Annotated in this window: 16 protein-coding genes; 1 reads left to right on the forward strand and 15 read right to left on the reverse strand. The window is 41.8% G+C overall.

The features are described from left to right. Nucleotides 1-9: 9 nt before the first annotated feature. The 4 genes from KFE17_05325 to mtaB are packed head-to-tail and all read right to left on the reverse strand — an operon-like array spanning nt 10 to nt 2,348. Complete coding sequence (locus KFE17_05325) at nt 10-270, reverse strand: DUF1292 domain-containing protein (GenBank protein QUO33167.1); 261 nt, start codon at nt 268-270, stop codon at nt 10-12. Nucleotides 271-281: 11 nt separating this feature from the next. After that, the gene (gene ruvX, locus KFE17_05330) at nt 282-716 is read right to left on the reverse strand and encodes a Holliday junction resolvase RuvX (protein QUO33168.1); all 435 of its coding nucleotides are present in this window, start codon (nt 714-716) and stop codon (nt 282-284) included. Between the two features lie 4 nt (nt 717-720). Then, nucleotides 721-984: an IreB family regulatory phosphoprotein gene (locus KFE17_05335; GenBank protein ID QUO33169.1), complete on the reverse strand. Its 264-nt coding sequence runs from the start codon at nt 982-984 to the stop codon at nt 721-723. A 56-nt stretch (nt 985-1,040) separates the two neighbouring features. Continuing rightward, complete coding sequence (gene mtaB / locus KFE17_05340) at nt 1,041-2,348, reverse strand: tRNA (N(6)-L-threonylcarbamoyladenosine(37)-C(2))-methylthiotransferase MtaB (GenBank protein ID QUO33170.1); 1,308 nt, start codon at nt 2,346-2,348, stop codon at nt 1,041-1,043. Nucleotides 2,349-2,450: 102 nt separating this feature from the next. Between mtaB and KFE17_05345 the strand changes: the two genes are divergently transcribed. Further along, nucleotides 2,451-2,687 (forward strand): HPr family phosphocarrier protein, encoded by a 237-nt coding sequence (locus KFE17_05345; GenBank protein ID QUO33171.1) that lies wholly within the window; start codon nt 2,451-2,453, stop codon nt 2,685-2,687. A gap of 49 nt (nt 2,688-2,736) precedes the next feature. Here KFE17_05345 and thiI read toward each other — a convergent pair whose 3' ends face one another. From thiI to KFE17_05400, 11 genes are all read right to left on the reverse strand, one after another. Beyond that, nucleotides 2,737-3,918, reverse strand: coding sequence for a tRNA 4-thiouridine(8) synthase ThiI (gene thiI / locus KFE17_05350; protein QUO33172.1), 1,182 nt, complete (start codon nt 3,916-3,918; stop codon nt 2,737-2,739). 20 nt (nt 3,919-3,938) lie between these two features. Beyond that, the gene (locus KFE17_05355) at nt 3,939-5,096 is read right to left on the reverse strand and encodes a cysteine desulfurase (GenBank protein QUO33173.1); all 1,158 of its coding nucleotides are present in this window, start codon (nt 5,094-5,096) and stop codon (nt 3,939-3,941) included. Between the two features lie 39 nt (nt 5,097-5,135). After that, nucleotides 5,136-5,903 (reverse strand): 16S rRNA (uracil(1498)-N(3))-methyltransferase, encoded by a 768-nt coding sequence (locus tag KFE17_05360; protein ID QUO33174.1) that lies wholly within the window; start codon nt 5,901-5,903, stop codon nt 5,136-5,138. A gap of 2 nt (nt 5,904-5,905) precedes the next feature. After that, nucleotides 5,906-6,865: a 50S ribosomal protein L11 methyltransferase gene (gene prmA / locus KFE17_05365; GenBank protein QUO33175.1), complete on the reverse strand. Its 960-nt coding sequence runs from the start codon at nt 6,863-6,865 to the stop codon at nt 5,906-5,908. Nucleotides 6,866-6,902: 37 nt separating this feature from the next. Continuing rightward, a complete protein-coding gene (locus tag KFE17_05370; GenBank protein ID QUO33176.1) occupies nt 6,903-7,472 on the reverse strand; it encodes a manganese efflux pump in 570 nt (189 codons plus the stop codon). Nucleotides 7,473-7,609: 137 nt separating this feature from the next. Next, entirely contained in the window at nt 7,610-8,641 is a 1,032-nt protein-coding gene (locus tag KFE17_05375) for a 3-deoxy-7-phosphoheptulonate synthase (GenBank protein ID QUO33177.1), read from the reverse strand. A 16-nt stretch (nt 8,642-8,657) separates the two neighbouring features. Beyond that, complete coding sequence (locus KFE17_05380) at nt 8,658-9,644, reverse strand: diaminopimelate dehydrogenase (protein ID QUO33178.1); 987 nt, start codon at nt 9,642-9,644, stop codon at nt 8,658-8,660. Between the two features lie 98 nt (nt 9,645-9,742). Then, nucleotides 9,743-10,639, reverse strand: a complete 897-nt coding sequence (locus KFE17_05385; protein QUO33627.1) for a radical SAM protein — start codon at nt 10,637-10,639, stop codon at nt 9,743-9,745. 38 nt (nt 10,640-10,677) lie between these two features. Then, nucleotides 10,678-11,319, reverse strand: a complete 642-nt coding sequence (locus KFE17_05390) for a hypothetical protein (protein ID QUO33179.1) — start codon at nt 11,317-11,319, stop codon at nt 10,678-10,680. Beyond that, on the reverse strand, nt 11,313-11,807 hold the full coding sequence (locus KFE17_05395; GenBank protein QUO33180.1) for a flavodoxin family protein: 495 nt from the start codon (nt 11,805-11,807) through the stop codon (nt 11,313-11,315). The genes KFE17_05390 and KFE17_05395 overlap by 7 nt, the downstream gene beginning before the upstream one ends. Nucleotides 11,808-11,857: 50 nt before the next feature. Beyond that, a complete protein-coding gene (locus KFE17_05400; GenBank protein QUO33181.1) occupies nt 11,858-12,424 on the reverse strand; it encodes a peptidylprolyl isomerase in 567 nt (188 codons plus the stop codon). Nucleotides 12,425-12,429: the final 5 nt, after the last annotated feature.

The following is a 12,429-nucleotide window of genomic DNA, read 5'->3' on the forward strand; positions in this document are numbered from 1 at the left end:
AAAGAGCTGCTACAGCTCAATATCAACATCTTCAAGCAGCTCTTCGAACACTTTTGACACTGCTGACAGTTCTACCTCATCTTCTACAATTTCATAAACACTGTCCGCTTCTTCTGCCTTGCTCGTATCTCTTAAAATCAGACATTCTGCATCATCTTCCATAGAATCGGTCACAAGAATGTATGATTTTCCATTTACTTTTGTCTGTTCCAACACAAAGAAATCAACAGATTCCCCTGTTTCCCCAAATTCAAATCTAATTTTCTCCATGTATTCTCCTGCTACTGTCCGTTCTGTATACTCAGGGCATCCAGATACCCCTGTAAAATAAAAACTGCCGCGATCTTATCAATATATTTTTTACGATCCTCTCTTCGAACATTGCTCTCGATCAGAGTTCGCTCAGCGGAGGCAGTTGTAAGGCGCTCGTCCCACATCACAACCTCAAGTCCGGTACGCTTCTTTACCATCTCTGCAAATTCAAGAGATTTTTCTGCCCGTTCCCCGATATCGTTATTCATATGCTTTGGAAGCCCAACGACAACTTTCTCTACCTCATATTCTTCCGCCAGCTGCTGAATACGAGCCAGAGTCTGCCTCAGCTTATTCTCCATCTTTCGTTCAATTGTTTCAATGCCCTGCGCTGTAATTCCGAGCGGATCACTGATTGCCACACCAACAGTCTTTGAACCATAATCAAGTCCCATAATCCTCATGGCGTTATTCCCATCCCTGATGCTCAATATATGCCTTGAGCATCTCTTCTACCAGCTCGTCACGTTCTACTTTCATCACAAGACTTCTCGCACCGTTATGACTTGTAATATAAGTCGGATCTCCTGACATAATATAACCAACGATCTGATTCACCGGATTGTATCCTTTCTCTTTTAATGCACTGTAAACAATTTCAAGAATATCTTTCGCCTGAATCTGAGGACCTGTCTCTACTTTAAAAAATTGTGTATTACTTAAGTTGCTCATCTTATCACGTCCTTTAATGTACTTCCCTCTTATTCTAATATAAATATCTACAAAATTCAATGCACAATTTGTGAATCCACCCCAAGACATTTTCTGACGATCTGATTCTGCACATATTCTTCAGTGATAAATGCCCCGCGGATATATTCTTTCGTATGTCCTGTCCAGTATTTCTGTCCGTCTCTTATAATTTCCTCTTCCACAAGTATTTCTACTTCTTTTCCTTTCCAGAGTGCCTCATATGCTCTGCGCTGTCTCTGATCAAGTTCCAGAAGTATCTCACTGCGCTTTGCCTTCACCTGCTCCGGTATCTGATCTTTCATTGCCGCAGCTTTCGTTCCCTGACGTCTTGAGTATTTAAAAATGTGTGTTTCATAGAAACCTACTTTCTCTACAAAAGCTCTCGACTCTTCAAATTCTTCTTCTGTTTCTCCGGGAAATCCCACAATAACGTCTGTTGTCAGTGCCGGATTAGAAAAATATTTCCGCAGAAGGATGCATTTCTCATAGTATTCTGCAGAATCGTATTTTCGATTCATGCGTTTCAATACCGCATCACATCCGCTTTGTAAAGACAAATGAAAATGAGGACAAATCTTTTCGAGTCTTGACAGCCGCGCGGCAAATTCCTCTGTAATAATCCTTGGTTCCAAAGATCCAAGCCGGATTCGTTTGATTCCCTCAATCTCATGAACTGCTTCTATCAGCGAGAGCAGATTTTCCCCTTCCAAATCTACGCCATAAGAACTCAAATGGATTCCGGTCAATACAATTTCCTGATATCCATGTTCCGCAAGCCTGCATACTTCTTCCAATACATCCTGTTTGCTCCTGCTTCTTACACGCCCTCTTGTAAAAGGAATGATACAGTAAGTGCAAAACTGATTACATCCGTCTTGAACTTTTATATACGCTCTTGTATGTTCTGCCGTTTTACTCAAGTTCAAGTTCTCATACTCTTTTGTATGGTGGATATCAACCAGATCTTTCATTACCTGGTGCTCATTTTCTTTTCTGCTCTTTGCAGAAAACTCTTCCAGGATTGCAATTAGATCCTTTTTACAGTTATTCCCAATAACAATGTCAACACAGTCATCCGTCTTTCCCTCTTCCTCCTGTGCCTGCACATAACAGCCCGCCGCAACTACAATTGCATCCGGATTCATTTTCTTCGCCCGGTGCAGCATTTGACGCGACTTACGGTCAGCCATATTTGTAACTGTGCATGTATTGATAATATAAATATCTGCGCCCTCTGCAAACGGCACAATTTCATAGCCATTTGCCTCCAGAAGTTCCTGCATTGCCTCTGTTTCATAAGCATTTACTTTACATCCCAAGTTATGTAACGCAACCTTTTTCATCGTTATTTTAATTCCTTTCCACTTCGTCAGTTTGTTTCTTGACTTTTACTCCTGCTGGATTTAATATAATAATATGCAAAACTAATCAGGAGGTAATTTCCAATGAAATCAGTAAAAATTTCTTTAAATTCTATCGACAAAGTAAAATCCTTCGTGAATGATATCACAAAATTTGATTATGATTTTGATTTAATTTCCGGCAGATATGTTATCGATGCAAAATCAATCATGGGTATCTTCAGTCTGGACCTCTCGAAACCAATCGAATTGAACATTCACGGTTCTGACGGCGAGTTAGACGATGTTCTTGCTGTACTGACTCCATACATTGTTGAATAAGATGCATGATAAGAGAATGTCCGGAGACATTCTCTTTTATTCTTTTATTCTATTTTACAACAATCACTTCTGTTGTCTCAATCGCCTCTTTCATCAGCTCATCAATCTTCTCACTCAGACGTTCCTCTGATTTGCGTATTTTCCCAATATTCGGTTTTGTTACCGGATGTTTTGCAACAAAGATCGTACAGCAATCCTCAAAAGGCAGGATAGATGTTTCATATGTGTCAATCTTCTCTGATACTTCCACAATTTCCTGTTTGTCAAAGCCAATGAGCGGTCGGTATACCGGCATCGTGCAGACATCGTTTGTTGCTGCAAGGCTTTGCATTGTCTGGCTTGCCACCTGTCCGATACTCTCTCCTGTGATCAGACCAAGACAATCATTTTCCCTTGCAAAATGCTCTGCGATCCGCATCATATAGCGCCGCATAATAATCGTCAGCTCATCATGCGGACATTTGTCATAAATATAAAGCTGGATATCTGTAAAATTCACAACATGAAGCTTGATCGGACCAGAATATCTGGACACTAATTTAGCCAGATCTATGACTTTCTGTTTTGCACGCTCACTTGTATACGGCGGCGCATGAAAATAAGTCGCCTCAAGTCCAACGCCTCGCTTTGACACCATATAACCTGCCACCGGACTGTCGATTCCTCCTGACAACAGGAGCATTGCCTTACCGTTCGTTCCAACCGGCATTCCTCCCGGTCCCGGAATGATCTCGGAATAAATATAAATTTCATCCCGCACTTCAATATTTAAAAGAACATCCGGCTTATGCACGTCTACCCGGATCTCCGGAAATGCATTTAAAATTGCCTCTCCAAGATCGCAATTAATCTCCATAGAACGTTTTGGATAGCTTTTCTTTCCTCGTCTTGATTCCACTTTAAAAGTAATCTTCTTATCCGGATACATGCGATCCATATAAGAAACAACTTCTTTTTTCAGTTCTTCAAACCCTTTGTCTTCCACATGAATGACCGGACAGATTCCAACGATTCCGAACACTCTCTGAAGACATTCCATCGCTTCATCATAGTCATAATCGCCTTCCCAGTCCACATAGATTCTCCCCTGGGCTTTACTTACTTTAAAAGTCCCCTCTACATCTCTCAATGCAAAACGGATCTGACGCATAAGCGCGTCTTCAAACAGATATCTGTTCTTTCCTTTAATACCAATCTCACCGTACTTAATTAAAAATGACTGAAATCTCATCTTCTGTATCCTTTCTCCGGCTATCGCCGCATATATCTTCTTAACATAGGTATACAATTATATAATGTCTGCAGTGTATAGTCAATTTCTTCTTTTGTTGTAAATTCTGACATACTGAAGCGAATCGTTGCGTCCAAATATTCTCTCGAAGTGCCGATGCTCTTTAATACACTGCTGATTCCCGGGTGGTTTGACGCACAGGCAGAGCCGGAAGAGACATAAATCCCATGTTCTTCCAATGTATGCAGAAGCACTTCACTCCGAATGCCTGCAAAGCCGGCACTTACAATATGAGGCGCCCCTTCACAGCTTGAAGGTCCATGGATAACTGTATGCTCGATCTTCTTCAGCCCTTCCTCAAAATATGCCTTCAATTCCCGCATCTTCAACACATTCGCATCTAAATTGCGGTAAATCTCCCAAGCCGCCAGGCCAATGCCTGCAATTCCCGGAACATTTTCTGTTCCTGAACGAATATTCTTCTGCTGCTCTCCGCCAAAAATCACTGGGCGGATTTTCACTCCATCCCGGATATAAAGCACTCCTGTTCCTTTCGGTCCGTGAATTTTATGTCCACTGATTGTAAGAAGATCTATTCCGTCTTTCTTCGGATAAATATAATATTTTCCAAATCCCTGTACTGCATCCACATGAAACAGGATATTTCGGTTATAATCTTTTACAATGGAAGCAATCTCACGAATCGGCTGGCATGTTCCAATCTCGTTATTGACATACATAATAGAGACAAGAATCGTCTCCTGGCATAGAGACTGCCGAAGTACATCAAGACGCACTTTCCCTTCCCGGTCTACCGGAAGATACGTAACCCGAAAACCTTCTTCCTCCTCCAGATAGCGGAGTGTATTCAAAATCGCCGGATGTTCGACAGAAGAGGTAATGATATGATTGCCGCTTCGTTTATTTGCTCTTGCCGTTCCAATCAGCGCCAGATTATCACTCTCTGTTCCTCCGGATGTAAAGAAAATCTCTTTCTCCTGTACTTTCAGAATCTTCGCAAATCTCTGCTTTGCTTCTTTCACATAATTCTCTGCGATAATTCCCTTCCGATGCATAGAAGACGGATTGCCGTAATCTTCGCACATAACCTTTCCCACAAAATCACGCACACAATCATATGCACGCGTTGTTGCCGAATTATCTAAATATACCTCCATGATTGTCTCCTTCTAATCGTCTTTCATTTTAGCATATGCCTATTCTTCCATAATGTTATTTTCCGGATTTTTTTCCTCCAGATGATACATCAGGATTGAAAGCATCGTAAGCCCTGCCGTCTCTGTTCTAAGGATCCTTTTCCCAAGAGTAACCGGCTTTGCTTTCTTCTCACTTGCCACCAGCACTTCGGCCTGATCAAATCCGCCTTCCGGACCGATAAAAATCCCAATAGACTGCCCCGGTCGAATCTGTTCTATGCAGTTTCTTGTATATGACATTCCTTCTGAAAGCTCATAAGGAAGCAGCACGATATCCAAATCATTCGCTTTTTGGAGTGCTTCCGCAAATGTCATAACCCGTTCTACTTTTGGCACCAGATTTCTTCCCGACTGTTTTGCTGCACTTCTGGAGATCTCATTCCAGCGTTCCACTTTTTTTGCAGCCTTCTTCGCATCCAGACGAACCACCGAACGCTTCATTTCTACCGGAATAATCTCATATACTCCCAGTTCCACCGCTTTTTGAATAATCAGTTCCATTTTATCTGCCTTTGGCAGTCCCTGAAAAAGGTAGATTCTGGACGGTAATTCATTATCAGCCGCTTCTTCTTCCAAAATAACTGCTGTTATCTCCTCTGGACTTATTTTCTGAATCGCACAAAGGTATTTGCAGTTATTTCCGTCACTGATACGAATTTCTTCACCTTCCTGCATACGAAGCACATTCTTAATATGGTTTACATCACTTCCATGAATATAGATTTTATCTTCTTCCACCTGTGCAGGTGTCACAAAAAACTGATGCATAGCTACCTCTTTGCTTTCCTTGCAACAACAGATACCCATTCGCCCTGATGATTTACTTCCAGTACTTCCAGTCCTGCTGCTTTTACTGTTTCAACAACTTTTGTTTCTTTATCATCTATAATTCCGCTTGTAATATAAATACCGCCCGGTTTCAGCTGATGAAGAATGACCGGAGTAAGCGGAACAAGCACTTCCGCCAGGATATTGGCTGCCACAATATCATACTTTTCATAACCTACAGCATCCTGCACTGTTGTATCGTCAATGATATTTCCAATCATAACTTCATACTGATCTTTCCGAATTCCATTCACTTCCATATTTTCATGAGTCGCATCAATCGCACATGGATCAAGATCCGTACCAAGAGAATGTCCTGCACCAAACTTCAACGCTAACATTCCAAGAATTCCGCTTCCGCATCCAACATCAAGAACTTCTGCTCCTTCTGTTACATATTTTCGAATAGCGCGAATACAAAGCTGAGTCGTCTCATGCATTCCTGTTCCAAAAGCAGTTCCCGGATCAATATGAATAATCATCTTATCTTCATCTTCCGGTTTTACCTCCTCCCAGGATGGGATAATTAATACATCGTCTACATAGAACTGATGGAAATATTTCTTCCAGTTATTTACCCAATCCACATCTTCTGTCTGTGACTCCTCAATGCTTCCTTCTCCAATATCGATAAATGCTCTCAACTCTTCCAGTTCTCTTCTTACCGCAGCCAGAATTTCTTCTTTATCCTCTTCCTCTTCTAAATAGAAACTGATATAAGCAATTCCGTCATCCGGTCCATTATCCGGCAAAATATCAACAAACATCTGCTCTTTTTCCATTGCTGTCAATGGTACCTTATCTTCAATCTCTATTCCTTGTATTCCGATCTCCATCAGAGTGCTGCTAATGATATCTTCCGCTTCTGTTCTTGTTTTTAATTTAAATTTATTCCACTTCATAAGAGTTCTGATCCTCCTTTTCCCTTCTCCAAGTATATCATAGGATTCCTGTATGTTCCAATAAAATCTTAATTCCCAACAGAATAAGAATAACTCCTCCTGCTATTTCAGCCTTTTTGCTGTATTTTTCTCCAAAGACATTCCCAACTTTTACACCGATCATTGATAGAATAAAGGTAACAATTCCGATAAAACTTACAGCCGGAACAATCTTTACCTGCAAAAATGCGAATGTGACGCCTACTGCAAGCGCATCAATGCTCGTGGCAATTGCAAGCCCAAACATTGTTCTCATGTCGAGACTTTCCTGTTGTACGGCATACTCTGTCTCTTCTTCACAGAAAGCTTCCCTGATCATATTTCCTCCAATCATCCCCAACAGTATAAATGCAATCCAGTGATCAATGGATGTAATGATCTCTTTAAACTGTACTCCAAGAAAATAACCGATCAGAGGCATTCCCCCCTGGAAAACACCAAACCACGCGCCTACGAGCATTGCTTTTTTCACAGTGCATTTTTTCATAGAAAGCCCTTTACATACGGCCACAGCAAACGCATCCATAGACAGCCCGACTGCAATCAGCAGTAACTCCACAATATTCACGACAACCACACTCTCCTTTTACGTTCTGCTTCTCAAGCATCTATACTGCAAAAAAACCTATCCGCATGTCCAATATGCGGATAAGTTTTTCAGTTCAAATTATTATACAATTAACCTTTTACGCCGTCAAGTATTACTTAGCACATCTGTGCAATCTTGTACAGCAACGCCTCTGTATCATTCCACCCAATACATGGATCTGTAATAGATTTCCCGTAAATTCGTTTACTGTCGATCGACTGCGTTCCCTCCACAAGATAACTTTCTATCATAACACCTTTTACAAGGTGTTTCAGATCCGAATTATAATTTCTGCTGTGAAGCACTTCACTTACAATACGAATCTGTTCTCTGTGCTTTTTATTGGAATTTGAATGATTTGCATCTACAATAATTGCCGGATTTTTCAAATCCCACTTTTCATACAATTCCATCAGACGCGCCAGATCTTCGTAGTGATAGTTTGGAATACATGTACCGTATTTATCCACTCCGCCTCTTAAAATTGCATGTGCATATGGATTTCCATTTGTTGTGACATCCTGACCACGATAGATAAAATTATGTCCTTTCTGCGCTGCAAGAATGGAATTCAACATAACTGCCAGATCACCGCTTGTAGGATTTTTCATACCGATCGGAATATCCATTCCGCTGGCAGTCAGACGATGCTGCTGATTTTCCACGGAACGGGCGCCAATCGCCTCGTATGACAGCACATCATCCAGATAACTCCGGTTTTCCGGATAGAGCATCTCATCTGCACTTGTCAGACCACTAATCTCCATCGCATGAATATGCATCTTACGAATCGCACAAATTCCCGCGAACAGATCCGGTGCCTTATCCGGCTCCGGCTGATGCAGCATTCCTTTATAGCCGCTTCCTGTTGTTCTAGGTTTATTCGTATAGATTCGTGGAATAATCATCAATTTATCAGAAAGCTTTTCATTTACTTTCGCCAGACGCTCCGTATATTCACAGACAGCATCCTCATTATCTGCAGAACAAGGCCCTACAATCACTATAAATTTTTCTGATTTTCCAGTGAAAATATTTCTGATCTCTTCATCTCGTTTTCTTTTCAGACACTTCATATTCTCCGACAACGGAAACATTTCTTTCAGTTCTGCCGGCTGCGGAAGCACTTTATTTACTCTCATTGTCATTTTCATCTACTTCTTTCTATAATAAATGGCTTCTTAATTCCTCTGCACTTTTTGCACTCAAGTAAGACGGCGCAACATCAAATACTGTTCGGCATCCGCTCTGTCCTTCCTGATTCATACGATATGCTGCTCTTGCATAGGCAACAAGCACCGCTGAAGTAAATTCCGGATTCGAATCCAGTTTTAAGCTGTATTCAATGATATGTGTATGTTCCTTCTCCCAGCCGCTCTTTCCGCTTCGGATCACAAACCCACCGTGCGGAATCTCGCTGTGGTCTCTTTTCAGCTCTTCTTCTGAAATAAAATGAACAATCGTATCATAATCTGCAAAATAATTCGGCATTGTTTTGATTGTCTCTTCAATCTTCTGAAGATCCGCCCCTTCTTCCGGTACAACAAAACATTCTCTCAGATGTTTCTCTCTCGTTGTCAGCGCCGGATTATTTCCGGAACGAACTGCTTCAAGAGCCTCTTCTTTCGGAATTGTATACTGTTTTCCATCCTTTACGCCCTCTACCCGACGGATTGCATCTGAATGTCCCTGACTTACACCTTTTCCCCAGAAGGTATAGGCCTCTCCTTCCGGAAGGATTGCTTCTGCATACAGACGATTCAGCGAAAACATTCCCGGATCCCATCCGACAGAAATCAGACTGACCTTTCCGCCCTCTTTTGCTGCTGCATCCACTGCCTGAAAATGTTCCGGAATTTTTGCATGGGTGTCAAAACTATTGACGGTATTAAAATATTTTCCGACTTCCGGTGTCTGCACCGGAAGATCTGTTGCACTTCCTCCGCAGAGGATCATTACATCGATCTCATCTGCCATATTTTTTGCTTCATCTGTATGATAAACTTTCACGCCCTCTGTCAGAACGGTTACTGTTGCCGGATCTCTTCTTGTAAATACTGCCGCCAACTCCATATCCGGATTCTGTTTCAGCGCACACTCTACTCCTCTTCCAAGATTTCCATATCCATAAATGCCAACTCGAATACTCATTACAAGTTCCTCCTTTTTGATCCTCATTTGGATGTTACAATCCGATATTATTTTTGCATGATTGTGTGAAAAATGCAAGATATTTTTGCTGTGACACGTCAATTGGATAAAATCCCCTCATAGTCGAAAGGCGGAATAAAACTTTCTTCAGCAGTTTCTCCCTCTTGAATAAATCCATTTTCCACACCAAGAGCAATAGCATCATCCACAACCTCATCATATTCTTCTTCTGTCAGACGGCGCGCAAGCTCCGGAAATGCTTCCTTTGCAATGACCGGTGTATACTGATTCATAATACTTATATAAATACTGTTACCATATGTCTCATACAGATAGTGAATAATCTTTTTTGAATCTGCTGTATTTCCGGGAAGTACGAGGTGACGCACAAGAACCCCCTGTTTTAAATATCCCTCTTCATCAAACCTGCATGGACCTGTCTGACGTACCATCTCCCGTATTGCATCACAGGCATATTTCCGGTAGTCTGCAGCACCGGCATATCTTTCTCCGATCTTTTCATCCCAATATTTAAAGTCCGGAAGATAAATATCAACAATGCCTTCCAGTCTCCTAATTGTTTCTTCTTTCTCATAACTTCCGGTATTATATACGATTGGAATGGAAAGGCCCTGATCCCTCGCCTTTGTCACTGCTTCTATCATTTGCGGTACAAAATGCCCCGGTGTCACAAGATTGATATTTGCCGCATGCTTTTCCTGCAATTCCAGAAAAATCTCCGCCAATCTTCCAACGCTGATCTCTGCCCCGGATCTGGAAACCGCAATCTCATGGTTCTGGCAGAATACACACTGAAGAGGACATCCTGAGAAAAACACGGTTCCCGATCCTTTCTCACCGGAAATGCACGGTTCTTCCCACATATGCAGCGCCGCTCTTGCCGCTTTTATGACTGCGCTCTGACCACAAAATCCTGTCTGACCTGCACTGCGATTTACTCTGCAATTTCTTGGACAAAGCTGACACGCTTCCATCTCTTTCATCCACGTTTCCTGTTTCATCTTCATATCCCCTACCTGTTTTCAGTTGAAACCGGTATCCGATAAAAAAGCGCTTCTTTGTCCAGACCATTTTCTTTCAAAAGCTTTCTCCACTGGCGTTCTGCCGCCATCTTGTACGCTGCCCGCGGTATATTCGGCTCTGCATATAGGGTTGGACCATTTTCCAGTGACCGGATTCCATCGCAAAGTTCTCCAATGGCTTCTTCAATCTTCTGCATAAAATAATTATGTTTCTGATCAAGACATTCCAACATGCCTCCTCCGCCCACAGCGATTCCCTGCCCCCATTTCAGATACGTTCTGGCACACCAGTTTTCCATTATCTCGATAGCAGTTTTGGCTTGAATGCTTTCGTAAAATCCCCCCTGCACAACAGTATATACGGTAAATCCCGCCTGTTCTGCTTTAAAATACCGTTCCATCTCCATAAGACAGGAAAGAAAATGTGCGGGAATCCCATCTACATATAACGGAAATACAAATACAGCCGCATGACAGCGCAAAATCTTCTCCAACCCCTCCGGACTGGAAGAAGGCATTTGAATTTCTTCAATCTGCACCCCTTCCAATTCATATTTCATTTCTTCAATAATATGTTCCGAATGACTCTTTGTTCCTTTCGGACTTCCATTGATCAATGCAACTCTTAACATGGCAAACCTCCCAGATCCTGCGGATCAAATTCAATTTCCTCTACCTGTGCATTCAGATTTTTCGCATTGGCATAGACAAGATTTTTTGCAGTTTCTTTTTCCCACTCCGTAATATCTTCCCCATAGAAAAGAACACGAATCCGAAACTGATTTTCATACCTTCTCAAATGATGCATTTCTCCATCGATGATTTGAAAATCAGGAAGCAGATAAGAAAGACTTCGGTCCAATACCATTTTCACAAAAGGACTAAAACTGCCATAAACACATCTGCTGACAATCACAAGTTCCTCTGTCTGCGCGAAAAGTTCCCCCATCATTTCATATCCATCTGTCTGGACGCATTTCCCGGGTGTCCGCACCCAACAGCCGAAACATCCTCTGCATGGTTTTATCTCGCTTTTCTGATAAATGACCTTTGTATTTTCATCCTGCGGCAAAAACTGATCCGCCTGTTCTTTTTTCAAATCATGTATAATTAATCTCACACAAGTTCCTCCTCTCTGTTATTCGTTCTGTCTGTTATTTTATACTTTTCTTACGCAAATACTTCCAGACGTTTCACCACTTTTTTTCGTTCATAACCGTTTAATTCATAAGTAATCTCCTGAATCACCTCCGGAATGACCGGTTCTCTGACGACAACTCCTTCCATATCGCACACAACTTCTCTTGTCTTTACATGCATAATCCGCTCAAGTTCATCAAATCCGGAAATTACCTTCCCTGCTCCGGTAAATTTACCATTTAACCGCTCTTCGCACCCATCTCCCATAACAAAAAAGATACAGCCGCAAGAGGCAATTTCCTCATTTCCTGCCATTCCCACCGTATAACGGGTAAATGAAAATTCTGGACAGATTTCTTTCTCCATCACATACTGATAGCGCTGATCCATGTGCACTTCATCAAACCATGGCTGGAGAACGAAATCCGGCGCAATTCTCTGAATTTGCAACTCTTCAAAGCCCTTCTGATCAATCAATTCCAAGATACTGTTCACTGCATTTGGTGCAGACTGCGGATATAATTCTACCACAATTTCTGCATGATTCTTCATTCGAATGCAAATAGTTGGTTTTCCGGACACATTTTGTTTTTCCATTATAC

It is taken from the genome of Faecalicatena sp. Marseille-Q4148 (genome assembly GCA_018228665.1).
Taxonomy (GTDB): domain Bacteria; phylum Bacillota; class Clostridia; order Lachnospirales; family Lachnospiraceae; genus UBA9414.

What these genes read in the sequence shown, in the direction of transcription:
- KFE17_05325 (QUO33167.1), bottom strand. Translation starts at nt 270, where the DNA reads ATGGAGAAAATTAGATTTGAATTTGGGGAAACAGGGGAATCTGTTGAT.
- ruvX (QUO33168.1), bottom strand. Translation starts at nt 716, where the DNA reads ATGAGGATTATGGGACTTGATTATGGTTCAAAGACTGTTGGTGTGGCA.
- KFE17_05335 (QUO33169.1), bottom strand. Translation starts at nt 984, where the DNA reads ATGAGCAACTTAAGTAATACACAATTTTTTAAAGTAGAGACAGGTCCT.
- mtaB (QUO33170.1), bottom strand. Translation starts at nt 2,348, where the DNA reads ATGAAAAAGGTTGCGTTACATAACTTGGGATGTAAAGTAAATGCTTAT.
- KFE17_05345 (QUO33171.1), top strand. Translation starts at nt 2,451, where the DNA reads ATGAAATCAGTAAAAATTTCTTTAAATTCTATCGACAAAGTAAAATCC.
- thiI (QUO33172.1), bottom strand. Translation starts at nt 3,918, where the DNA reads ATGAGATTTCAGTCATTTTTAATTAAGTACGGTGAGATTGGTATTAAA.
- KFE17_05355 (QUO33173.1), bottom strand. Translation starts at nt 5,096, where the DNA reads ATGGAGGTATATTTAGATAATTCGGCAACAACGCGTGCATATGATTGT.
- KFE17_05360 (QUO33174.1), bottom strand. Translation starts at nt 5,903, where the DNA reads ATGCATCAGTTTTTTGTGACACCTGCACAGGTGGAAGAAGATAAAATC.
- prmA (QUO33175.1), bottom strand. Translation starts at nt 6,865, where the DNA reads ATGAAGTGGAATAAATTTAAATTAAAAACAAGAACAGAAGCGGAAGAT.
- KFE17_05375 (QUO33177.1), bottom strand. Translation starts at nt 8,641, where the DNA reads ATGACAATGAGAGTAAATAAAGTGCTTCCGCAGCCGGCAGAACTGAAA.
- KFE17_05380 (QUO33178.1), bottom strand. Translation starts at nt 9,644, where the DNA reads ATGAGTATTCGAGTTGGCATTTATGGATATGGAAATCTTGGAAGAGGA.
- KFE17_05385 (QUO33627.1), bottom strand. Translation starts at nt 10,639, where the DNA reads ATGGAAGCGTGTCAGCTTTGTCCAAGAAATTGCAGAGTAAATCGCAGT.
- KFE17_05390 (QUO33179.1), bottom strand. Translation starts at nt 11,319, where the DNA reads ATGTTAAGAGTTGCATTGATCAATGGAAGTCCGAAAGGAACAAAGAGT.
- KFE17_05400 (QUO33181.1), bottom strand. Translation starts at nt 12,424, where the DNA reads ATGGAAAAACAAAATGTGTCCGGAAAACCAACTATTTGCATTCGAATG.